Annotated in this window: 21 protein-coding genes; 4 read left to right on the forward strand and 17 right to left on the reverse strand. The window is 73.4% G+C overall.

The annotated features are described in order from the left end of the window. Positions 1-38: 38 nt before the first annotated feature. From ilvC to J3P38_RS02705, 5 genes are all read right to left on the reverse strand, one after another. Positions 39-1,067 carry a ketol-acid reductoisomerase gene (gene ilvC, locus J3P38_RS02685; protein ID WP_307807674.1) on the reverse strand — a complete coding sequence of 343 codons (1,029 nt, stop codon included), beginning with the start codon at positions 1,065-1,067 and terminating at the stop codon, positions 39-41. Between the two features lie 74 nt (positions 1,068-1,141). Next, positions 1,142-1,681 (reverse strand): acetolactate synthase small subunit, encoded by a 540-nt coding sequence (ilvN, locus tag J3P38_RS02690; protein ID WP_210438314.1) that lies wholly within the window; start codon positions 1,679-1,681, stop codon positions 1,142-1,144. Further along, positions 1,678-3,450: an acetolactate synthase large subunit gene (locus tag J3P38_RS02695; RefSeq protein ID WP_210502600.1), complete on the reverse strand. Its 1,773-nt coding sequence runs from the start codon at positions 3,448-3,450 to the stop codon at positions 1,678-1,680. Before J3P38_RS02695 ends, ilvN begins: the two co-directional genes overlap by 4 nt. 246 nt (positions 3,451-3,696) lie before the next feature. Next, a complete protein-coding gene (locus J3P38_RS02700) occupies positions 3,697-4,395 on the reverse strand; it encodes a 4a-hydroxytetrahydrobiopterin dehydratase (protein WP_210502601.1) in 699 nt (232 codons plus the stop codon). Between the two features lie 50 nt (positions 4,396-4,445). Further along, positions 4,446-5,462: a S66 family peptidase gene (locus tag J3P38_RS02705; RefSeq protein ID WP_210502602.1), complete on the reverse strand. Its 1,017-nt coding sequence runs from the start codon at positions 5,460-5,462 to the stop codon at positions 4,446-4,448. A 25-nt stretch (positions 5,463-5,487) separates the two neighbouring features. Here J3P38_RS02705 and J3P38_RS02710 point away from each other — a divergent pair, with 25 nt between their 5' ends. After that, positions 5,488-5,934, forward strand: coding sequence for a DUF6973 domain-containing protein (locus J3P38_RS02710; protein WP_210502603.1), 447 nt, complete (start codon positions 5,488-5,490; stop codon positions 5,932-5,934). A 25-nt stretch (positions 5,935-5,959) separates the two neighbouring features. Here J3P38_RS02710 and J3P38_RS02715 read toward each other — a convergent pair whose 3' ends face one another. From J3P38_RS02715 to J3P38_RS02750, 8 genes are all read right to left on the reverse strand, one after another. Continuing rightward, entirely contained in the window at positions 5,960-6,373 is a 414-nt protein-coding gene (locus tag J3P38_RS02715; RefSeq protein WP_210502604.1) for a VOC family protein, read from the reverse strand. A gap of 1 nt (position 6,374) precedes the next feature. Then, the gene (locus J3P38_RS02720) at positions 6,375-7,145 is read right to left on the reverse strand and encodes a GNAT family N-acetyltransferase (RefSeq protein WP_210502605.1); all 771 of its coding nucleotides are present in this window, start codon (positions 7,143-7,145) and stop codon (positions 6,375-6,377) included. Continuing rightward, a complete protein-coding gene (gene kynU / locus J3P38_RS02725; protein WP_210502606.1) occupies positions 7,142-8,362 on the reverse strand; it encodes a kynureninase in 1,221 nt (406 codons plus the stop codon). The genes J3P38_RS02720 and kynU overlap by 4 nt, the downstream gene beginning before the upstream one ends. A 42-nt stretch (positions 8,363-8,404) precedes the next feature. Next, on the reverse strand, positions 8,405-10,096 hold the full coding sequence (ilvD, locus tag J3P38_RS02730; protein WP_210502607.1) for a dihydroxy-acid dehydratase: 1,692 nt from the start codon (positions 10,094-10,096) through the stop codon (positions 8,405-8,407). 60 nt (positions 10,097-10,156) lie between these two features. Then, a complete protein-coding gene (locus J3P38_RS02735; RefSeq protein WP_210502608.1) occupies positions 10,157-10,792 on the reverse strand; it encodes a helix-turn-helix domain-containing protein in 636 nt (211 codons plus the stop codon). Positions 10,793-11,221: 429 nt separating this feature from the next. Continuing rightward, positions 11,222-12,325 carry a WD40/YVTN/BNR-like repeat-containing protein gene (locus J3P38_RS02740; RefSeq protein ID WP_210502609.1) on the reverse strand — a complete coding sequence of 368 codons (1,104 nt, stop codon included), beginning with the start codon at positions 12,323-12,325 and terminating at the stop codon, positions 11,222-11,224. 49 nt (positions 12,326-12,374) lie between these two features. Continuing rightward, positions 12,375-13,214 carry an ABC transporter permease gene (locus tag J3P38_RS02745; protein WP_210502610.1) on the reverse strand — a complete coding sequence of 280 codons (840 nt, stop codon included), beginning with the start codon at positions 13,212-13,214 and terminating at the stop codon, positions 12,375-12,377. Continuing rightward, a complete protein-coding gene (locus tag J3P38_RS02750) occupies positions 13,211-14,248 on the reverse strand; it encodes an ATP-binding cassette domain-containing protein (protein WP_210502611.1) in 1,038 nt (345 codons plus the stop codon). Before J3P38_RS02750 ends, J3P38_RS02745 begins: the two co-directional genes overlap by 4 nt. Positions 14,249-14,315: 67 nt before the next feature. Between J3P38_RS02750 and J3P38_RS02755 the strand changes: the two genes are divergently transcribed. The 3 genes from J3P38_RS02755 to J3P38_RS02765 are packed head-to-tail and all read left to right on the forward strand — an operon-like array spanning position 14,316 to position 16,988. Next, the gene (locus J3P38_RS02755; RefSeq protein ID WP_210438327.1) at positions 14,316-14,897 is read left to right on the forward strand and encodes a PadR family transcriptional regulator; all 582 of its coding nucleotides are present in this window, start codon (positions 14,316-14,318) and stop codon (positions 14,895-14,897) included. Positions 14,898-14,906: 9 nt separating this feature from the next. Beyond that, a complete protein-coding gene (locus J3P38_RS02760) occupies positions 14,907-15,794 on the forward strand; it encodes an EamA family transporter (RefSeq protein ID WP_210502612.1) in 888 nt (295 codons plus the stop codon). Positions 15,795-15,818: 24 nt separating this feature from the next. Next, positions 15,819-16,988, forward strand: a complete 1,170-nt coding sequence (locus J3P38_RS02765) for a PQQ-dependent sugar dehydrogenase (RefSeq protein ID WP_246855611.1) — start codon at positions 15,819-15,821, stop codon at positions 16,986-16,988. A 27-nt stretch (positions 16,989-17,015) separates the two neighbouring features. Here J3P38_RS02765 and J3P38_RS02770 read toward each other — a convergent pair whose 3' ends face one another. Genes J3P38_RS02770 through J3P38_RS02785 form a run of 4 tightly spaced genes read right to left on the reverse strand, consistent with a single transcriptional unit; the run spans position 17,016 to position 21,645 of the window. Then, positions 17,016-17,843, reverse strand: coding sequence for an ECF transporter S component (locus J3P38_RS02770; protein ID WP_307807676.1), 828 nt, complete (start codon positions 17,841-17,843; stop codon positions 17,016-17,018). After that, positions 17,840-19,444, reverse strand: a complete 1,605-nt coding sequence (locus J3P38_RS02775; RefSeq protein WP_374222609.1) for an ABC transporter ATP-binding protein — start codon at positions 19,442-19,444, stop codon at positions 17,840-17,842. The genes J3P38_RS02770 and J3P38_RS02775 overlap by 4 nt, the downstream gene beginning before the upstream one ends. Continuing rightward, complete coding sequence (locus J3P38_RS02780; RefSeq protein ID WP_210502613.1) at positions 19,441-20,553, reverse strand: energy-coupling factor transporter transmembrane component T; 1,113 nt, start codon at positions 20,551-20,553, stop codon at positions 19,441-19,443. The genes J3P38_RS02775 and J3P38_RS02780 overlap by 4 nt, the downstream gene beginning before the upstream one ends. Before the next feature lie 6 nt (positions 20,554-20,559). Then, complete coding sequence (locus tag J3P38_RS02785) at positions 20,560-21,645, reverse strand: hypothetical protein (RefSeq protein ID WP_210438330.1); 1,086 nt, start codon at positions 21,643-21,645, stop codon at positions 20,560-20,562. Positions 21,646-21,648 lie beyond the last annotated feature (3 nt).

Here is a 21,648-nt window from a genome sequence, read left to right on the forward strand (position 1 = left end):
TGGCCGGCGCGCCGTACGACGCGGAGGCGGGGCAGCGGTCAGCGCGCGGCGGTGCCCTCGACGTAGTCGGAGTCGTGCGACTTCACCCAGGCCATGAGCTTGCGCAGCTCCCGGCCGGTCTGCTCGATGGGGTGGGTCTCCCCCTTCTTGCGCAGCTCGGCGAACTCGGGCGCGCCGGCGTCCTGGTCGTCGATGAAGCGCTTGGCGAAGGCGCCGTTGCGGATGTCCTCGAGGACGGCCTGCATGTTCTCCTTCACCTGCGGCGTGATGACGCGGGGGCCGGAGACGTAGTCGCCGTACTCGGCCGTGTCGGAGACCGACCAGCGCTGCTTGGCGATGCCGCCCTCGTACATGAGGTCGACGATGAGCTTGAGCTCGTGCAGGCACTCGAAGTAGGCGACCTCGGGCTGGTAGCCGGCCTCGATGAGGGTCTCGAAGCCGTACATGACCAGCTGCGAGGCGCCGCCGCAGAGCACGGCCTGCTCGCCGAACAGGTCGGTCTCGGTCTCCTCGGCGAACGTGGTCCTGATGCCGCCCGCACGGAGGCCGCCGATGGCCTTGGCGTAGGACAGGGCGACGTCCCAGGCCTTGCCGGACTCGTCCTTCTCGACGGCGACGAGCACCGGGACGCCGCGGCCGTCGACGTACTCGCGACGCACGAGGTGCCCGGGGCCCTTGGGGGCGACCATGAACACGTCGACGCCCTCGGGCGGGGTGATGTAGCCGAAGCGGATGTTGAAGCCGTGGCCGAACACCAGCGTGTCGCCGGGCGTGAGCGCCGGGGCGATCTCCTCGGCGTAGAGCGTGCGCTGGTGCTGGTCGGGGGCGAGGATCACGATGAGGTCGGACTCCTCGGCGGCCTCGCGCGGGGTCAGGACGCGCAGGCCCTCGGCCTCGGCCTTGTCCCGGCTCCTCGAGCCGGGCTGCAGGCCGATCCGGACGTCGACGCCGGAGTCGCGCAGCGACAGCGCGTGGGCGTGCCCCTGGCTGCCGTAGCCGATCACCGCGACGTTCTTGCCCTGGATCAGGCTCAGGTCGGCGTCGTCGTCGTAGAACATCTCAGCCACTGGGGCTCTCCTTCGAATGGTTGGTGGTACGCGTAGCAGGTGGGACGGCAGGTGGGACGGCAGGTGGGACGGGGTCAGCCGGCTCGCGGCGGGACGGGCACGGCGACGGGGCGCTGGGTGCGCTCGCTGATGGAGCGGGAGCCGCGGCCGATCGCGACCATGCCCGACTGCACGAGCTCGCGGATGCCGAACGGCTCGAGCACCCGCAGCAGGTCGGCCAGCTTGTCGGCGTTGCCGACGGCCTGCACCGTGACCGCGTCGGGCGCGACGTCGACCACCTTGGCGCGGAACAGCTGGACGGCGTCGAGCACCGCACCGCGGGTGGCGGCGTCGGCGCGGACCTTGACCAGGAGCAGCTCGCGGTTCACCGAGCCGGCGCCGTCGAGCTCGACGATCTTGATGACCTCGACGAGCTTGTTCAGCTGCTTGGTGACCTGCTCGAGCGGGGACTGGTCGACGTTGACGACGATGGTCATCCGCGACACCTCGGCGTGCTCGGTCGGGCCGACGGCGAGGCTGTCGATGTTGAACCCGCGGCGCGAGAACAGGCTCGCGATCCGGGCCAGGACGCCGGGCTTGTTCTCCACGAGCACCGACAGGGTGTGCTTGTTCATGCGCGGACCTCCCAGTCGTCCTGCACCTCGTCGAACTGGGGCGCCAGGTCGCGGGCGTACTTGATCTCGTCGTTGCTGGTGCCGGCGGCCACCATGGGCCACACCATGGCGTCGCGGTGGACGCGGAAGTCGACCACGACCGGCTGGTCGTCGATCGCCATCGCCTTCTCGATCGTGGCGTCGACCTCGTCGGGCGACTCGCAGGCCAGGCCGACGCATCCGTAGGCGTCGGCGAGCTTCACGAAGTCGGGAATGCGCTTGGAGTGCAGGTCGGTGTTGGAGTAGCGCTCGTTGTAGAACAGCGTCTGCCACTGGCGCACCATGCCGAGCGACTCGTTGTTGATGATGGCCACCTTGATCGGGATGTCGTTGATCGCGCAGGTGGCCAGCTCCTGGTTGGTCATCTGGAAGCAGCCGTCGCCGTCGATGGCCCACACGGTGCTGTCCGGCATGCCGACCTTGGCCCCCATCGCCGCGGGCACCGAGAAGCCCATCGTGCCGAGGCCGCCGGAGTTGATCCACGTGCGCGGCTTCTCGTAGCCGACGAAGTGGGCCGCCCACATCTGGTGCTGGCCGACGCCGGCGCAGTAGATGGTCTCCGGCCCGGCGATCGCGCCGAGCCGCTCGAGGACGTGCTGCGGTGCGAGGGAGCCGTCGGTGGGCGCGTCGTAGCCGAGGGGGTACTTCTGCTTCACGCCGGCCAGGAAGGCCACCCAGGCCTCGTAGTCCCCGTCGGCGCCCTCGGCCTGCAGCAGCGAGACGAGCTGCGCGATGACCTCCTTGCAGTCGCCGACGATGGGCACGTCGGCGTGGCGGTTCTTGCCGATCTCCGCCGGGTCGATGTCGGCGTGGACGACGAGGGCGTGGGGGGCGAAGGAGTCGAGGTTGCCCGTCACCCGGTCGTCGAACCGGGCACCGAGGCTGATGATGAGGTCGCTCTTCTGCAGCCCGGCCACCGCGGCGACCGTGCCGTGCATGCCCGGCATGCCGAGGTGCTGCGGGTGGCTGTCGGGGAACGCACCGCGCGCCATCAGCGTGGTGACGACCGGGATGCCGGTCAGCGTGGCCAGCTGGGCCAGCTCACGGTGCGCGTGGGCGCGGATGACGCCGCCGCCGACGTAGAGCACGGGCCGCTTCGCCTCGCGGATGAGGCGCACGGCCTCCTTGATCTGCTTGGCGTGCGGGGTCGTCACCGGCCGGTAGCCCGGCAGGTGCAGCTCGGTCGGCCACTCGAAGGACGTCTGCGCCTGGAGGGCGGACTTGGCCACGTCGACCAGGACCGGGCCGGGCCGACCGGTCGCGGCGATGTGGAACGCCTCGGCGATGGTCCGGGGGATCTCGGCGGGGTCGGTGACGAGGAAGTTGTGCTTGGTGATCGGCATGGTGATGCCCCGGATGTCGGCCTCCTGGAACGCGTCCGTGCCGATCATCGACGCCCCGACCTGCCCCGTGACGGCCACCATCGGGACCGAGTCCATGTGCGCGTCCGCCAGCGGCGTCACGAGGTTCGTCGCCCCCGGGCCCGAGGTCGCCATGCACACTCCCACCCGGCCCGTGGCGGCGGCGTAGCCCTGCGCGGCGTGACCGGCGCCCTGCTCGTGGCGGACCAGGATGTGCCGGATCCGCGTGGAGTCCATCAGGGGGTCGTACGCCGGCAGGATCGCGCCGCCGGGGATGCCGAAGATGTCGGTGACGCCGGCCGCCTCGAGCGAGGTGACCAGGCTCTGCGCGCCCGTCACCGATCGGCCCTGTCCGCCCTGCTCCGTCATGTCTGTCTCCGGTCCTGTCGTGCTGTGCCCAACAAAAAACCCCCCGGCCCGGTGGGCGACGAGGGGTGACGCGCGTGCATCCGGCCTGGGGGGCCTCAGCTCACGCGTCGCGTGCGTACGAGGATCTCGGTGCGCATGGGACAACCGTCGTCGCCGGGGCGGTCCGGCGTCAAGCAAGTGTGCCAGTCGTCCCAGCATTCGGACGGCGGTCTCGGAATGTGGCCTCTTCGCTGCGCCCGTTCACGCTCAGGAGCGGTCGAGCGGCGTGCAGATGCACGACCGGTTGCCGTCGGCGTCCGCCACGACCCAGAACGACGGCGCCTCGGCGTCGCTGACCAGCCGGCCGCCCGCGGCGAGGACGGCGGCGAGCCGGCGTTCGCCCTCGTCGTGGGGCACCCACACGTCGAGGTGCCAGCGCTGCTCGTGGTCGTCGGGCGGCAGCGGGGAGCCGGCGTCCTCGGGGTCTGCCGGCTCCTGGAACCAGATCGTCGGCACCTGCCCGCTCGGGTCGACGGGCTCGCCGTCCTTCACCTCCGCGCCGAGCAGGGCGGCGTAGAACGGGGCGAGCCGCGAACCGTCGGGCGTGTCGAGGCCGGCCTCGAGCTGGGTGAGCCCCGCCGTGTCGGCCACGGCCCCGAGCCCGGCGGCGATCCCGCTGATCCGCCGCGCCAGGTCGACGTCGCGACTCGTGATGCCGCCGACGTCGTGGCTGCGCAGGGTCACGATGACCTCGGAGTAGGTGAGCGAGACGTCGGGGTGGTGGTCGGCCTCCTCCGCCGCCGCGCCGACCCGGTCGACCAGCTCGAGGCCGGTCGCGAAGTCCCCGGTGCGGAAGCGGGCCTTGAGCCGGTCGACGAGCTTGCGCCAGTCGGCAAGGCCGGCGGCGAGCAGGTCGTCGTGGCTGAGTCGGGCTCTCGGGTCGGACGCGGCGTCGCTCTGGCTCATGCCGTGACCCTGCCACTGACCACCGGCGTCGGCCAGCCCTGTGCGCTGGCTCAGGCCAGGTTCTGGACGACCTGCCGGGTGTCGCCGTCGACGACGACGCGGGCCAGCGCGCCGTTGACCAGCGGCAGGTGCGGCGGGACGTGCCCGATCTCGAGGTCCCACACGATCGGCAGGTCCAGCCGGCCGAGCGCGTCGAGGACGGCCTCGCGCTGGGTGAGCTCGGGATGGTCCGGGGCGCTCGTGCGCCCGACGAGGACCGCCGCCGCGCGGTCGAACCAGCCCGCGAGGCGCATCCCGTGCAGATAACGGCAGATGTCCACCGCGTGGTCCTCGCAGGCCTCGACGTAGACGATCGTGGGCTCCTCGAGCCGCTCCGCCCACGCGCGCACGTCGCCGTAGGGCGTGCCGGCGAGGTGGCCGACGGTCTCGATGCAGCCGCCGATCAGGCGCCCGCTGACGTCCAGGCGGCCGCCGCCGTGCACCTCCCAGGCACCGTGGCCGACGGAGGTCCACTCGGTCGCCCGGGGGTCCTGCTCGAACCGCACCCAGTCGGCCACCAGGCCGGAGTCGCGCTGGACGAAGGGACCCGGTCCCCCGGCGAGGTCGAGCCAGTGCAGCAGGCCGCCGGGGACGGCGTACGGCGTGTCGGCGAGGTTGTCCCCGTGCAGGGTGGCCCAGCCGAGGCGGGTGGTCACCGGCACCAGGAGGGTCGAGATGTCCGAGAAGCCCACCAGCCAGGTCGGCTCGGCGCCGGCCAGGAGGTCCCAGTCGATGAGGTCGACGAGGTCGATGGCGGTCTCCCCGCCCCACGGCGGCACGACGCACCGGATGTCGGGGTCGGCCAGCATCCGGGTCAGCTCGGCGGCGCGCTGGTGCGCCGGCGCCGACGTCAGGCCCGCACGGCCCATGCACTCCCCCACCACGACGTCGTACCCGCGGCCTCGCAGCCACTCGACGCAGAAGTCGATGCGGGCGGCCGCGGCCCCAACCACGCCGGCCGACGGCGAGGTCACACCGATCCGGTCGCCGGGCCGGAGTGGTCGCGGGAAGCGCAGCGGCGAGCTCATGCGAGGAGTCTGTCACTGTGTGTCCATGGGATTCGGCGACGTGCTCCAGCAGGCCATCCACGCCGGCACCGGCGTGCCGCGACTGTGGGTCGCGGCCACGAGGGCCGGTCTCGGCCCCTCGGCCGCCGCGGAGGTGCTTCGTCTGTCCCAGGCCGCGCTGCAGGCCGCCGCGGCGCACGGTCGCGGCGTGCCGGGGCGCACCAACGCGATGCGCCACTTCTTGTGGCAGGCGGCGCTCACCGCGCGCTTCGGGGCGGACGTCGCCGGGTCGATCGCCGCCGCGCAGGAGGCGGGCACGCCGAACCGCCGCGACTCGCGCGTCGACGAGCACAACAACGCCGCCGGCCGGGCCCACGGCGCCGCCCACGCCGCCGACCTCGCGGACCTCTCGCCGCGGGCGGCGATGGCCAGGCTGGTGCCGGTCGCGCTGGCGAAGTGGGAGTCCGGCGAGCTGGTGTGGGTGCGCCGCTGACCGTGGCGGGGTGCGTCGCGGCCGGCTAGGGAAGGACGGACCGGCCGATCTCGCCCGGGTTGTGGGCCACTTCCCACCGGAAGCCGTCGGGGTCGGCGAAGTAGCCGGTGTAGCCGCCCCACTCCCGCTCGACCGCCTCGCTGACGTGGCTCGCCCCGGCCGCGCGCGCCTGCTCGAGGACGGTGTCGACCCCCTGGGCGGTGGCGACGTTGTGGGCGAGGGTGACCGGCGGCACGCCGCGGGTGGGCCGCTGCCCGACCTCGGCGACGAAGCCGGCCTCGACCCAGAAGCTGAGCACGACCTTGTCGGCCACCCGGAACATCAGGACCTCGCCGGGCACGTCGACCTCGGCCTCCCAGCCCAGCCCGCCGACGTAGAACCGGCGGGTGGCCTCGAGGTCGGTGACCACGAGGGTGATGAAGCTGACGCGCTGGTCCACGTCATCGCTCCGCGTCGGCCCGGTTGGCCTGGTCGGGCTGGTCGGGCTGGTCGGGCTGGGGCGGGCGAGCGGCGAGGCGGACGCGCTGGCGGCCCATCGAGTCGAAGTTGCGGTCGTCGAGCCAGTCGTCGAGGGCCTGGCGCACGCGCGGCCACTCCAGGTCCGTGATGGAGAACCAGTCGGTGTCGCGGTTGCGGCCCTTGTAGACCACCGCGTTGCGGAAGCGCCCCTCCCAGATGAACCCCAGGCGGATCGCCGCCCGGCGCGACGGCGCGTTGAGGCTGTCGCACTTCCACTCGTAGCGCCGGTAGCCGAGGTCGTCGAAGACGTGGCGCATGAGCAGCGCCATCGCCTCGGTGGCGGCTCGGCTGCGCTGGAGCTGCCGGCCGAAGGCGATCCCGCCTACTTCGACCGAGCCCATCGCGGGGTCGATCCGCATGAGCGAGCAGAACCCGGCCGCGCGACCGGTCTCGCGCGGCACGATCGCGTACATCACCTGGCCGGGGTCGGCCGCGCCGCGATGCACGATGTCGGCCAGCTCCTCGCGGTCGCGGGGCCGGTCCCAGGCGAGGTACGTCCACAGCGGGTCGTCGTCCGCGCCGCACACCGCGGCGAGCAGGTCGTCGACGTGCTGGGGACCGATCGGCTCGAGCCGGACGCCCTTGCCCTCCAGCACGTTGCCACCGGGCGGCTGCACGGGCGCCCAGTCCACCGGCCGGCCGATCCGCTGACCGTGGGCGTTGGTGCGCGGGCCCTGCGTGTGCGCGCTCACCGCAGGGCCTCCGCGACCGCGGCCATGCCACGCTCGACCTCGTCGTACGACGTCGACAGCGGCGACAGCCCGATCCGCAGCCCGCCGGGGTCGCGGTAGTCCGGGATCACGTCGCGCTCCCAGAGCCGGGCGGTCACCTCCCGCATCCGGTCGTGGTGGAGCGTCACGTGGCCGCCGCGCCGCTGGGCGTCGCGCGGCGACGCGAGGGTGACCTCGGGCAGGGTCGCGTCGGCGAGGTCGACGGCGTACGACGTCAGCGCGACGGACTTGGCGCGGATCGCCTCGATGCCCGCCTCCTCGACCAGCTCGAGCATCTGCTGCATCGCGACCATGCCGAGGATCGGCGGCGTGCCGGAGATGAAGCGACGGATGCCGGCGGCGGGGGTGTAGCCGGGGCCCATGCGGAACGGGTCGGCATGGCCCATCCAGCCCTGGATGGGCTGGGTGAGCTCGCCCTGGAGCCGGGCGTTGACGTAGCCGAAGGCCGGCGAGCCGGGACCGCCGTTGAGGTACTTGTACGTGCAGCCGACCGCCAGGTCGACGTCCCACGCGTCGAGGGCGACCGGGACGACGCCGGCCGAGTGGCAGAGGTCCCACAGCACGAGTGCCCCCGCGTCGTGGGCGATCCGCGTCAGCTCCGGCGCGTCGGCGAGCCAGGCGGAGCGGTAGGAGACGTGGTTCAGCACGACGAGGGCGGTGCGCTCGGTGACCGCCTCGCGCAGCTGGTCCGCGGTGACGCCGGCACTCGTGTCGACCTCGATCCACCGCAGGCTCAGGCCGCGCTCGGCCGCGATGCCCTCGGCGACGTAGCGGTCGGTCGGGAAGTTGTCGGTGTCGATGACGATCTCCGTGCGGGCGGGGTCCGTCCGCGAGGCGTGGTCGACCGCTGCGCGCATCAGCTTGTAGAGCCAGACGGTCGTCGAGTCACCGACCGCGGTCTGCCCCGCGGTGGCGCCGAGCACGACGCGCCCGAGGTCGTCGCCGAGCGTCGTCGGCAGGTCCATCCACTGCTCGTCCCACCCCCGGATCAGGCGCCCGCCCCAGTCCTGCTGGACGAACGCGGTGAGGCGGTCGGCCGTGGTCGCCACCGGCCGGCCGAGGGAGTTGCCGTCGAAGTAGACGAGGTCGCTGGCGGCGCCGACGAAGCGCTCGCGGAATCCGGCGAGGGGGTCGGCCGCGTCGAGCTCTGCCGCGCCGCGCTGGAGGAGACTGGTCACCACCGCAACCTATCCGTCGTCCGCCCCTCCAGCGACGGCGCGTCAGTAGCAGACGGCTCCGTGAGCGGCGCTCTGGACGACCTTGCGGTACTTGCCGAGGACGCCGCGGGTGTACTTCGGCGGGAGCGGCTCCCAGCCCTCGGCCCGCGCGGCCAGCTCGGACTCGTCCACGTGGACGTCGAGCGTCATGTTGGCGACGTCGAGGGTGATCCGGTCGCCGTCGCGGAGGAAGGCGATCGGACCGCCGTCGCTCGCCTCCGGCGCGATGTGGCCGACGCAGAGGCCGGTCGTGCCGCCGGAGAACCGGCCGTCGGTGATCAGCAGGACGTCCTTGCCGAGGCCGGCACCCTTGATCGCCCCGGTGATGGCGAGCATCTCGCGCATGCCGGGACCGCCCTTGGGACCCTCGTAGCGGATGACGACGACGTCGCCGGCCTGGATCGCGCCGTCGGCGAGGGCGTCGAGGGCCTTGCGCTCGCCGTCGAAGACCCGGGCGGTGCCGGTGAAGGTGGAGTCGTCGAACCCCGCGCTCTTGACCACCGCGCCCTCGGGGGCGAGCGAGCCCTTGAGGATCGTGAGGCCCCCGGTGGCGTGGATCGGCCGGTCCAGCTGGCGCAGGATCTCGCCGTCGAGCGGCTTCGGGTCGAGGTCGGCGAGGTTCTCCGCCATAGTCTTGCCGGTGCAGGTGAGCACGTCACCGTGGAGGTGACCGGCGTCGAGCAGCGCCCGCAGCAGCACCGGGATGCCGCCGACCCGGTCGAAGTCGGTCCACACGAAGCGGCCGAACGGCTTCATATCGGCCAGGTGCGGGACCTTGCGCCCGATGCGGGTGAAGTCGTCGAGCGTGAGGTCCACCTCGGCCTCGCGCGCGATGGCGAGGAGGTGCAGGACGGCGTTGGTCGAGCCGCCGAGCGCCATGGCCATCGCGATGGCGTTCTCGAACGCGGGGCGGGTCATGATCTGCCGGGCGGTGATGCCCTGGCGCAGCATGTTGACGACCGCCTCGCCGGACTTGTGGGCGAACCCGTCACGGCGGCGGTCCACCGCCGGCGGGGAGGAGCTGCCGGGCAGCGACATGCCGATCGCCTCGGCGACGCTCGCCATCGTGTTCGCGGTGTACGCACCGCCGCAGGCACCCTCGCCAGGACAGATCGCACGCTCGATCTCGTCGACCTTCTCACGCGAGATCTTGCCCGCGAGGCAGGCACCGACGGCCTCGAAGGCGTCGATGATGGTCACGTCGCGCCCGTCGACCTGGCCCGGCATGATCGTGCCGGCGTACAGGAAGACGCTCGCGAGGTCGAGGCGCGCGGCCGCCATGAGCATGCCGGGGAGCGACTTGTCGCACCCCGCGAGGAGGACCGACCCGTCGAGGCGCTCGGCCATCATCACGGTCTCCACCGAGTCGGCGATGACCTCACGGCTGACGAGGGAGAAGTGCATCCCCTCGTGCCCCATGGAGATGCCGTCGGAGACCGAGATCGTGCCGAACTCGAGCGGGTAGCCGCCGCCGGCGTGCACGCCGTTCTTGACCGCCTTGGCCAGGCGGTCCAGCGAGAGGTTGCAGGGCGTGATCTCGTTCCAGCTCGACGCGACGCCGATCTGCGGCTTCTCCCAGTCGTCGTCACCCATCCCCACCGCGCGGAGCATGCCGCGGGCGGCGGCCTTCTCGAGGCCGTCGGTGACGTCGCGACTGCGGGGCTTGATGTCCGGTCCCTCGGCTGCGTGGGTCATGCCTGCAGGCTAATCGGCGCGCCCGCACCCTCCGGCGCTCGTCTCACCGCCGGCGCCGAGTCAGCCCGGCCATGTGCCGGACCGGACGCTCGCCTGCTCGCCCTGTTGCTGCAGGCGGCGGCGCCGCCGTTCCTCGCGGACCTCGTCGAGGTGCACCATCTCCGCGACCAGCTGGTGGCGGGCGGGGTGGTCGACCGGGGTGCCGAACAGGTTCCGTTCGAGGTGCTTGCGCCAGGGCCCGTGGTAGCCGATCGCCGGGTCCTTCGCCGCGCGGGACCGTCGTGGCCACCCGAGCGCCTCGATCGAGGTCATCGCCCGTAGCCGCCGGGGCACCCACCACCCCGCCACACGCAGGTCGGCGTGCGCCGGGAACCGGCTTCCTCCGCGCGTGCGTGCCCCGTCGGCGCGCATCGGCTCCACCGGCTCACCGGATTCGCGGTCGCTGAAGCCGACCTCGAGCCGTGCCAGCTCGAGCAGCGCCTGGAGGACGCTGGCGCGGGGGCTCGTGCGTCCGGTCTCCCACCGGGCCACCGCGGACTGCGACACCTCCAGCGCCTGCGCCAGCCCCCGTTGCGAGACGTCGAGGATCCGTCGGATCCGTCGGACCAGCCCGGGGACCCCGCCCGGGAACGGCCCCATGCACAACCACTCCTCCTCGGCCTCGGTCACCGCCGCGCCGACCGTCGTACCGTCCACCACCTGTCTCCTCTCCGCTGTGACCACCGGCGCGTCTCTTCGGCGCCGGTGCGGCCATCACAGCCGAGCCCGCGGACGGACGCCGGACGTCGTCCACAGCGGGCCCGGTCACCCGCCGGTCCGCGCGCCTGTGGACGTCTGATGGCCGGCGACGAGCTGTGGTGGCGTACCGGCCACGCCTCCTCCATCTCGCGAAGCCCCGCCGCCACCCCTTGTCGCTGAGTCGCTCAGCGACTCACTGGCAACAGCCGGGCGAGCGGCCGGGGCGGCGGCGTGCCGCACCTCGAGTCGGTCAGCGACTCACGGGCAAGGACGCGACTGAGGCCCGCTCGGCCTCCCGGCGCCCACGGGCGGATTGCAGTTCCGGGGTCCGCCACGACCGGGCGCAGCGCGAGCACAAGCAGGCCGGCCACCCCCGCCCGGAAGGACTCAGGCGAGCCGGGCGGCACGGACGACGAGCACGTCCGGCAGGTCCTTGTGGATCTCCTGCCACGTCGCGCCCTCGTCGGGCGAGGCCCACACGCCGCCGTTGCGGCCACCGAAGTAAAGCCCGGGCTGCTCGTGGTCGTCGGCGCACATGGCGTCGCGCATCACGGCGGTGAAGTAGCCGTCGGGGAGCATCCCCTCGCCGAGCGGCTCCCAGGACGCGCCGGCGTCCGTGGTCCGGTAGACCCGGGCCTTGCCGTCGACGGGCCAGCGCGCCTCGGCCCCGGCGATCGGGAAGTTGTACGCCGTGTCGGCGCGGTGCGGGTGCGCCACGATCGCGAACCCGAACTCGGTCGGCAGACCGGGGGCGATGTCCTGCCAGGAGGCGCCACCGTCGTCCGAGCGGTACACGCCGCCGTGGTTCTGCAGGTAGAGCCGCTCGGGATCGACGGCGTCCCGTGCGACCTTGTGCACGCACTGGCCGAACTCCGGGTAGTGACGGTCGCCCGGGAAGAACTCGGCCTTCACCCCGGTGTTGGACGCCGCCCACGTGGACCCGCCGTCCGCGGTGACGTAGACGCCGCCCGTCGACAGCGCAGCGAGCACGCGGGAGGGGTCGGCGGGGTGCGGCAGGATGGTGTGGAACGCCTGGCCGCCGAACCCCTGGTCCCACTCCGCGCGGTGGGGGTGGTCCCACAGGCCGCGCACGAGCGAGAAGGTCTCGCCGCGGTCGGTGGAGCGGAACACCGCGCCCGGCTCCGTCCCGGCCCACACGACGCCGTCGCCGCCGTCCTCCGACGGCCCGGGCTGCAACTGCCACACGCGGGCCAGCGTGGCGCCGGTGTCCTCGGGGAAGCGGACCGCACCGTTCGGCGTCTCGTCCCAGGTGGCGCCGAGGTCGTCGGAGCGCCACACCTGTGGACCCAGCCAGCTCGACGACGCCCCCGCCAGCAACCGCGTGGATGGGCCGCGGGTGTCGACCATGACCGAGTAGACCTCCTCCATCGGGAAGTGCGGCCCGGTCCACTCCCACGACGTCCGGGCCTCGTCGGAGGTCCCCAGCCACATGCCCTTGCGGGTACCGACCATCAGCAGCGTGCGCGACATGGGGGCTCCTTAGTGTGGGGACGGGCGGCGACGGCGCTCACGGGACGGTTCACTGCATCGTGCGGTTGCGGAAGACCTTCAGGGACAGCGGCGCGACGACCGCCGTGATCGCCACCGTCCACAGGACCGTGAAGAGCACGGGGTGCTGCATCGGCAGGTGCGCGTCGGCCGGGGCCGGACCGGTGTTGCCCCAGAGCTCGCGCACGGCCTGGACGAGCGCGGAGATCGGGTTCCACTCCGCGATCGCCCGCAGGACCGTGCCCATCCGCTCCGACGGCGCGAACGCGTTGGAGAGGAACGTCAGCGGGAACATCGTGGTGAACATGACGCCGTTGACGGCCTCGACCGAGCGCATCGCCGAGCCGACGAGGATGCCGATCCAGATCATGGCGAAGCCCCAGAGCAGCAGCAGCCCGTACGCCGCCAGCGCGTCGAGGGCCGAGCCGCGGATCCGCCAGCCCACGACCAGGCCGGTCAGCGACATCACGATGATGCCGATGAACGAGTGGGTCAGGCTGGACATCGAGCGACCGACCAGGATCGCCGCCGGGTTGATCGGCAGCGACCGGAACCGGTCGACGACGCCCTTGTCGATGTCGGCGGTCAGGCCGACCGCCACGATGAACGACGCGAACGCGATGGTCTGGCCCATGATCCCGCCCAGCAGCCACTCGCGGTAGCCGGCCGGCGCCGCGACCGCGATCGCCCCGCCGAAGACGTAGGCGAACAGCAGCACGAACATCACCGGCTGGATGGTGACGTCGAGCAGCATCTCCGGCATCCGCTTGATGTGGATGAGGTTGCGCCGGAAGATCGTCACGGACTGGTGCCACAGCGAGGTGTGGCGGATCTCGGGGCGCTCCAGGGCGCCGTACGGCGTGTGGCTCATGCGCGCACCTCCTCGTCCTCGGTCGTGTGGCCGGCGGCGGGCCCGGCCGACGGGTCGGCGCCGGAGCCGTCGGGACCAGCCGCCGGCTCGGCCTCCTCGGCCCGGTGGCCGGTGAGGTTGAGGAAGACGTCGTCGAGGCTGGGCCGCTGGAGGCCCAGGTCGTCGATCTCGATGCCGCTGCCGTCGAAGAGGGCGGCGATGCGGGTGATGTCGGAGAGCCCCTCGGCCGGCGCGGTGATCCGGCGGGCCGACTCCTCGACGTGCACCTCGAGACCCGCCTCCCGCACACGCTCCACCGCCGCGGGCAGGTCGTCGGGTCGGGAGACCGTGACGACGAGGGCGGCCTTGCCGGACGCGTCCTTGAGCTGCAGCGGCGTCCCGTGCGCGATGACCGTGCCGCGGTCGATCACGACGATGTCGTCGGCGAGCTGGTCGGCCTCCTCGAGGTACTGGGTGGTGAGCAGCAGCGTCGTCCCGTCGTCGACCAGGTCTCGCAGGACGTCCCACAGCTCGACCCGGCTGCGCGGGTCGAGGCCCGTGGTGGGCTCGTCGAGGAAGAGCACCGGCGGTGTCGCCACGAGGCTCACCGCCAGGTCCAGCCGCCGGCGCATGCCGCCGGAGTAGGTCTTCACCACGCGGTCGGCGGCGTCGCTGAGCGAGAACCGCTCCAGCAGCTCGCCGCCGACCCGGTCGATCGTGCGCCGGTCGAGGCCGTACAGGCTGCCGATGAGCCAGATGTTCTCCCGGCCGGTGAGCAGCTCGTCGACCGTCGCCGACTGGCCGGTCAGGCCCATCGCGCGGCGTACGGCGGCCGGCTCGGTCAGGATGTCGTGCCCGGCCACGCGCGCGGTGCCGCGGGTGGGCTTGGTCAGTGTCGTCATCATCCGGACGGTGGTCGTCTTGCCGGCCCCGTTCGGTCCCAGGAGGCCCAGGACCGACCCCCTCGGTACCGCGAAGCTGACGTCGTCCACCGCCAGCGTGTCCCCGAACTGCTTGACCAGTCCGTCCGCCTCGATCGCGTGCTCGTGCGTCACCCCGTCGTCCCCGTCCCTCGTGTCCCTCCGTGACTATTCCGATTAGGAACACTACTCTCGGAACGCCATGAGTCAAGACATCCCGGTGACCGGGTACGCGATCCTCGGCCTCCTCACGTTCGGCGACGAGCTGACGGGGTACGAGATCAAGCAGCGCGCCGACATCACGTTGCGCTTCTACTGGGTCGCGCCCGCGATGAGCCAGGTCTACACCGAGCTGCGCCGGCTCACCGAGCACGGACTGGTGCGCGCGGACGCCCGTGCCGAGGGTGGCCGGGAGGTGACGTCGTACGCGATCACCGGCGCCGGCCAGGCCGCGCTGCGCGACTGGATGGAGGGCACTCCGGCCGGCTTCCCGGTGCTCAAGCACACGGTGCTGCTGCGCCTGCTGATCGGCCACGCGACCGAGCCGGGGACCACGCGGCGGATGCTGGACGACTACCTCGACGAGCTCGACCGCGCCAGGGCCGACCTCGCCGCCGTGCGCGAGGCCCTGCGCGGGGCCGACCGCCCGGGCGAGCCGTTCCGGTTCCCGTCGATGGTGGCGGACTGGGGACTGGACTACTTCGCCGCCGAGACCCGCCACGCCAGGCGCGCGCTCGCCAGTCTCGACGAGACCGGGCCGAGGGACGACGACGCCGCTGACTAGGGTGGCCCGGTGACGTCGCGACCGAGCCGGGCACTGCTCGGGCCCGTCGGCCTCGTCCTCGTGGGCATCCTGTCGGTGCAGGTCGGCGCCGCCATCGCGAAGGGCCTCTTCGGTGAGATTTCCCCGACGGCGATGGTGTGGCTGCGACTGGTGACCAGCGCCGTCGTGCTGGCCGCGATCGCCCGTCCCCGCCTCGGCGGGCGCAGCCGGCACGACTGGTTCGTCGTGCTCGGCTTCGGTGCCAGCCTGGCGACGATGAACTGGGCGATCTACCAGTCCTTCTCGCGCATCCCCCTCGGCCTCGCGGTCGCGATCGAGTTCGTCGGCCCGCTGACGCTCGCCGTGCTCGGGTCGCACCGCGCGCGCGACCTCGTCTGGGTGCTGCTCGCGGGCAGCGGCGTCGCCCTCCTCGGCTTCCAGCGCACCGACCTGGACCTCCTGGGCGTCGCCTACGCCCTGCTCGCCGGGGCCGCGTGGGCGGCGTACATCCTGCTCAGCGCGAGCACCGGGCGCCGGTGGGCGGGCTTCGACGGCCTCGCTGTCGCGAGCGTGCTCGCCGCGCTGGGCATGACGCTGCCCGCCCTGCTGACGGCGGGTACGTCGCTGTGGGACGGCCGGGTGCTTCTCATTGGCGCGCTCGTCGGCCTCCTGAGCTCAGTCATCCCCTACAGCTGCGAGCTCGTCGCGCTGCGCAGCCTGCGTCCGGCGGTGTTCGGCATCCTGATGAGCGTCGAGCCGGCGGCGGCGGCCCTGGCTGCCATCGTCGTGCTGGACGAGCACCTGTCGGCCGTGCAGTGGCTCGCCATCGCCTGCGTGGTCGCCGCCTCGATCGGCGCGACCCGCTCCGCTCCGGCGCCGGTCGAGCGTTCGGCGGCACCCGGCACACTGGCGACATGACGGGGGCGACATGACGGGGGCGACATGACGGGCGACATGGCCAGAGGCAACAGGGGACCGCGTCTGGCGCTCGGCGCGCTCGCCCTCGCGCTCGGGGTGACGACCGGGTGCTCCAGCAGCACGCCGGAGCCGCTGCCGCGCACCACGCAGCCGACCGACGTGCCGAGCCAGCCCACGCCCAGCGACACGACCAGCGAGGCGGAGCCGGGCGGCGGCCAGGGTCGACGCGACCCGCGGGCGGTCGGCACGCTCGTCGACCAGCTCGAGGTCCCGTGGGGCGTCGACTTCCTTCCCGACGGCGACGCCGTGGTCACCGAGCGGATGACCGGCCTGGTCCTGCGGGTCTCCCCCGACGGCAGGCGCACCCGGCTCGGCTCGATCGGATCGGTCGTGCCGCAGGGCGAGGCCGGCCTGCTGGGCGTCGCGGTCTCGCCGGACTTCGGCACGGACTCGACGGTGTTCTTCTACCTGACCGCGGGGGCGGACAACCGCGTGGTCAAGGCGCAGGTCGACGGCGAACGGCTCGGCGAGCCGACCGTCGTGCTCGACGGCATCCCGGCGGGGTTCATCCACGACGGCGGCCGCATCGCCTTCGGTCCCGACGGGCACCTCTACGTCACGACCGGCGAGACCGGGGACCCGGAGCTCGCGCAGGATCCCGACAGCTTGGCGGGCAAGATCCTGCGGATCACCGCCGACGGCGAGCCCGCCCCGGGCAACCCGGACCCCGGTTCGCCCGTGTGGTCGCTCGGCCACCGCAACGTCCAGGGCCTGGCGTGGGACGACGCTGGGCGCCTGTGGGCCTCGGAGTTCGGCGACTCGACGTGGGACGAGCTCAACCTCGTCGAGAAGGGCGGCAACTACGGCTGGCCCGAGGTCGAGGGCACCGGTGGAGGCCCCGACTTCGTCGATCCCGAGCTGGTGTGGCCGGTGGAGCAGGCCTCTCCGAGCGGGCTGGCCTACGCGGACGGGCACCTGTGGATGGCCGGCCTCCGCGGCCAGCGGCTGTGGCGGATCGAGGTCTCGCCGGCCGGCAGGGCGTGGCGGCCGACGGCGTTCTTCACCGAGGACTACGGCCGGCTGCGCACGGTCGCCGTCGCACCGGACGGTCTGCTCTGGCTCACCACCTCGAACCAGGACGGCCGTGGCAACCCGACGCCGGCCGACGACCGGATCGTGCAGGTCCAGCCCTGAGCCGCGCTGCTCGAGTTGCTGAGCGACTCACCGCACAGCGTGGCCGGCCGGCTCGCGCTGCACGACGGCGCGGCGGGCGGCGCGGCGCAGCGTGGTGAGGATCGCCGGCCCGAGGACCACGATCGCGATGGCGGTGGTCACCGCCCGCCCGGTGTCCCAGCCGCCGGTGGAGGTGAGCAGCGTGTAGACCAGGAACCGGTGGGCGTTCTCCAGCACGGGCGCACCCGCGACGTAGGCCAGCGAGCCCTCGTGGCCGGGGACCACGATGCCGAGCGCGAAGGGCCAGCTGCTGAGGTTCATCAGCAGACCGTAGAGGTAGGACGCCACCACGGCGTACGCCACGAGCATGGCGATCTCGGCGCGGCCGCCGACCCGGCGCGGCAGGAGGCCGGCGCCCATGCCGACCCAGGCGGCGCAGATCATCTGGAACGGCAGCCAGGGCCCGACGCCGGCGGTGAGCAGCGCGGACGCGAACAGCGAGGTGCAGCCGAGCACGAACCCGAATCCGGCTCCGAAGACGCGCCCGGCCAGCACCAGCAGGAAGAAGACGAGCTCGATCCCCGCGGTGCCGGCGCCGAGGCCCCGCAGCACGGCGTTGATGGCGGAGAGCACGCCGAGCACCGCCAGCACGCGGGAGTCCATGCCGCCCTCCCCCATCTCCGCCAGCACGACCACCATCACGAGCGGCAGGAGCGCCAGGAAGACGAAGGGAGGCTCGACCCGGTCCCCGGGCGAGGCCTCGAGCAGGAGCGGCCAGCACAGCATCATCAGGCCGGCCACGGAGGCGACGAGCAGGACGGCAGCGGTGCGCGGTCCGATCGGCAGGGCGACGGGGTGCGGACGGAGGATGCTCACCGGGTGTCTCCGAGCGCCGCCGCGACTTCCTCGACGGTGAGCCAGGGATCGCCGAGCACCTTGGTGACCTGCGGCGCGAACGACGGCGACTCCGCGAGCACCCGGCGCGGCGGGCCGCTCGAGACGACCTCGCCCTCCGCCATCACCACGACCTCGTCGGCGACGTGGGCGGCGAACTCGACGTCGTGGGTGGCGAGCAGCACCGCGTGGCGGTCGGCCGCGAGGCCGGCCACGATGCGGGCGAGCTCGGCCTTGCCGGCGTAGTCCAGGCCTCGCGTGGGCTCGTCGAGCAGGACGACCGGCGGGCGGGCGGTGAGCACGATCGCGAGGGCCAGGGCCAGGCGCTGGCCCTCCGAGAGGTCGCGCGGGTGGCTGGCGCGGTCGACGCCGGGGACGAGCCGGTCGAGGAGCGCCCAGCAGGTGCCGGGCGCCACCTCGGCGCCGGTGTCCGCGGCTGCGCACTCCTCGTCGACGGTCTCGAGGTAGAGCAGGTCGGCCGCCGTCTGCGGCACGAGTCCGACGCGCGTACGCCGCTCGGCCGGCGCGAGGGCGGCGGGGTCGGCTCCGTCGACGTCGACCGTCCCCGACCGGCGCTTGCCGGTGCCCTGCAGCGCCCAGATGAGGCTGGACTTGCCGGAGCCGTTGCGCCCCATCAGCACGGTGACCCTGCCTGCCGACAGCGTGAGGTCGAGCTCGCGGACCGCGACGTGGCGGCCGTGGACGACGGTGACGCCGCGGGCGGCCAGCAGCGGTGCCCCGCCCGGAGCAGGTACGCCGGGTGGCGCGGCCAGGTCCGGCAGCGACCGCGCCCGCCGGCGGGCGTCGCGCACCGTCAGCGGGAGCGGGTCCCACCCGACGGCGCGGCCGAGGTGGACCAGCGGCGGAGCGACGGGTGAGTCGACCAGCACCGGCTGCGGCGCGTCGACCCGGATCCCTCCGTCGCCGGTGACGAGGCAGATCCGGTCCGCGAACGGCACGACGCGCTCGAGCCGGTGCTCGGCGAGCAGGACGGTGAGCCCGAGGTCGTGGACCAGCCGGGTGATCGTCGCGAGGACGTCCTCCGCCGCGGTGGGGTCGAGCGCGGAGGTCGGCTCGTCGAGGACGAGCACCCGCGGGTGCGTGGTGAGCACCGCCCCGATCGCGACGCGCTGCTGCTGGCCGCCGGAGAGCGTGCGCAGGTCGCGGGCCCGGAGGTCGGCGATGCCGAGGAGGTCGAGGGTCTCCTCGACGCGGCGGCGCATCGTGCCCGGCGCCGTGCCGAGCTGCTCCATGCCGTAGGCGAGCTCCTCCTCGACCGAGTCCGTGACGAACCCGGCGAGCGGGTCCTGGCCGACGTAGCCGACGACGTGGGCACGCTCGCGCGGCGGCTGTGCGACCACGCTCCTGCCGCCGACGAGCACGTCGCCGGTGAGCACGCCGCCGGTGAAGCGGGGAACCAGCCCCGTCACGACGCCGAGGAGCGTCGACTTCCCGACCCCGGTGCGGCCGGAGACGAGCACCAGCTCGCCCTCGTCGAGGGTGAGGTCGACGTCGCGGAGCACCTCGTGCTCGTCGTAGCGGAAGGTGATGCCGCGGAGCTCCACCGCGCCGTGCAGGGTCACGCGGTCACCTCGCGGTGGGCGAGCGCGCTGGCCGGGACCGGGGTGGCCACGGCGGGGAGCGTGCCGAGGACGCCGACCGCGAGGGCGAGCGGCGAGAGGTACGGGACGACGTCGACCTGCGGGTAGGCGACGACCACCTGGGCGTGGCCGACGTACCAGCCGAGCACGGCCACGACGAGCCCGACCGCGAGCGTCGACAGCTCGGCGGCACGCCACGGGTCGGGCCGGTAGCGGGTGCGCTGCACCCGCCGGCCGGCGCTGACCAGGCCCAGCACCGCGACTCCCACCCCAGCACCGAGCATCGGGAGCGCCAGCACCCGGGGCGCCGTCGGGTCCAGCCAAGCGTACGTCCCCACGCAGATGCCGGTCAGCGCCAGGAGCAGCAGGCCACCGGTCAGCCACCGCTCCCGCGTGGCCGCCCCACCCGAGCGTCCGTAGCCCCGGGTGTCCATCCCGGCGGCGAGCGCCAGGGACCGTTCGAGCGCGTCCTCGAGGACGGGGACGAGGAAGCGGCGGAGCCGGCCGACCCCCGTGGTCGTCCCGCCGCGCAGCGCCTGCGCCGCCCGCACCCGGCGGGCGCTGTCGGCGAGCTGCGGGAAGATCGTCACCGCGACGACCAGCGCGGTGCCGATCTCGTAGAGCGCCGGCGGCACCGAGGCGAGCAGGCGCTTGGGGTTGGCGAGGGCGTTCGCCGCTCCGACGCAGAGGATGATCGCGGCGAGGCGGAGCCCGTCGTAGAGCCCCGCCAGGAGCGCCTCGCTGGTGATCGGGCCGAGCAGCCGGATGCCTGCGGCCCAGTCGGGCAGCGGCACCTCCGGGAGGTCGAGCAGCACGTTGCCGACCTCCTGGCCGCCGAAGAGGATCCGGAAGACGACCCGCAGGACCACGGTCGCCGCCGCGAGCGCGGCGTACAGCCGGAACGAGCGACCGAAGGGATGACCGGATCGGCGTGCCACCACCACCACCGTCGCCGAGCCCATCAGCAGGAGCAGCAGCAGCGGGTTCGTGGTCAGCGAGGCCGCGGTGGCCAGCCCGATCGCCCAGGACCACCAGGCGAGCGGGTGCAGGTCACGCGGCAGCCCCGTGCGGGGGAGCGCCGATCCGGTCACGACGCGTCAGACCCCCCGTCTACGACGCGTCACGACGGCACCGACTGCGATGGCGATCGCGAGCAGGCCGACGACGGCGAGGCTGAGGGCGGCCGGGACGCGAGCCGGTCCGTCGGTCTCGGGCCGGGCCGCCTCGGAGGAGGCGCCGGCAGACGGGTCTCCCGCCGCGCCTGGGTCGGAACCCGCGGCGGGGTCGTCACTGGCCGCTGAGTCTCCTGGCGACTCACGATCGTCGGAGGCCTCGGCGCCCTTCGCGCGCTTGCCCGCACCCGTGTCTTCGCCGCTCTCCGCGCCCTGCCTCCCGCCGTCCTTGCCGCTGCGCGGGGCTGGTGAGTCGCTGGGCGACTCACTGGCCGAGGGCGACGCGGAGGGGGCGCCGGACGGCGAGGCCGACGGACTCGACGAGGGCGAGGACGACCCGGTGGAGCCGTTCCTGCCACCCGGGGACGGGGACGAGGTGGGATGCGACCCGCCGCCGGACCCGCTCCCCGACCCGTTGCCCCCGGCGGACGGGGACGAGGTCGGGCCGGACGACGGCGTCGAGGCCGACCCCGTGGGCGTCGGCGTCGGGGTGGACGACGGCCTCACCGGCGGCGCGACGCCGGGAGGTACGGGGCCGCTGCCGGCACGGTCCTGCTGCCAGGACCACCCCACGGAGCCGCCCGCAGGAACGACGAGGCCGCCCACCCCGGAGGTCGAGTAGGACCACGATGCCGACGAGCCGTCGGCCCACCACAGCCCCCAGTAGGCGTCGGTCGGGGAGGCGTTCACGCACGGGTCGCTCGAGGGCGCGCCGTTGACGCGGCACACGAAGCCCGGCTGCCGCTGGGCGTAGGAGAGCTGGACGCCGACCGAGGCGAAGACCGCTGCTGCGCTCCTTCCCCCGCCGTCCGGGGCGCACGCGGTGATCGTGCTGCCCCCGAGCTCGCGGAAGTCCACGACGACGCTCACGCCGCCGGCCGACGTGCACGTCGCGGCCGCCGCGCCGGGGAGGAACGTCGTCGGCGCCAGTCCGAGCGTGGCTCCCCCGCCCACCAGGCCGACCACCAGCACGGCGAGGGCCGTCGCCGCCCGCCGGGCCCGAGCACCCATGCG

The sequence above is a fragment of the Nocardioides xinjiangensis genome, assembly GCF_017916455.1.
GTDB classification, from domain to species: Bacteria; Actinomycetota; Actinomycetes; order Propionibacteriales; family Nocardioidaceae; genus Nocardioides; species Nocardioides xinjiangensis.

Bases quoted from the DNA above. Each gene is read 5' to 3' on its own strand.
- ilvN (WP_210438314.1), bottom strand. From the start codon at position 1,681: ATGAACAAGCACACCCTGTCGGTGCTCGTGGAGAACAAGCCCGGCGTC.
- J3P38_RS02695 (WP_210502600.1), bottom strand. From the start codon at position 3,450: ATGACGGAGCAGGGCGGACAGGGCCGATCGGTGACGGGCGCGCAGAGC.
- J3P38_RS02700 (WP_210502601.1), bottom strand. From the start codon at position 4,395: ATGAGCCAGAGCGACGCCGCGTCCGACCCGAGAGCCCGACTCAGCCAC.
- J3P38_RS02705 (WP_210502602.1), bottom strand. From the start codon at position 5,462: ATGAGCTCGCCGCTGCGCTTCCCGCGACCACTCCGGCCCGGCGACCGG.
- J3P38_RS02710 (WP_210502603.1), top strand. From the start codon at position 5,488: ATGGGATTCGGCGACGTGCTCCAGCAGGCCATCCACGCCGGCACCGGC.
- ilvD (WP_210502607.1), bottom strand. From the start codon at position 10,096: ATGACCCACGCAGCCGAGGGACCGGACATCAAGCCCCGCAGTCGCGAC.
- J3P38_RS02740 (WP_210502609.1), bottom strand. From the start codon at position 12,325: ATGTCGCGCACGCTGCTGATGGTCGGTACCCGCAAGGGCATGTGGCTG.
- J3P38_RS02745 (WP_210502610.1), bottom strand. From the start codon at position 13,214: ATGAGCCACACGCCGTACGGCGCCCTGGAGCGCCCCGAGATCCGCCAC.
- J3P38_RS02755 (WP_210438327.1), top strand. From the start codon at position 14,316: ATGAGTCAAGACATCCCGGTGACCGGGTACGCGATCCTCGGCCTCCTC.
- J3P38_RS02765 (WP_246855611.1), top strand. From the start codon at position 15,819: ATGACGGGCGACATGGCCAGAGGCAACAGGGGACCGCGTCTGGCGCTC.
- J3P38_RS02785 (WP_210438330.1), bottom strand. From the start codon at position 21,645: ATGGGTGCTCGGGCCCGGCGGGCGGCGACGGCCCTCGCCGTGCTGGTG.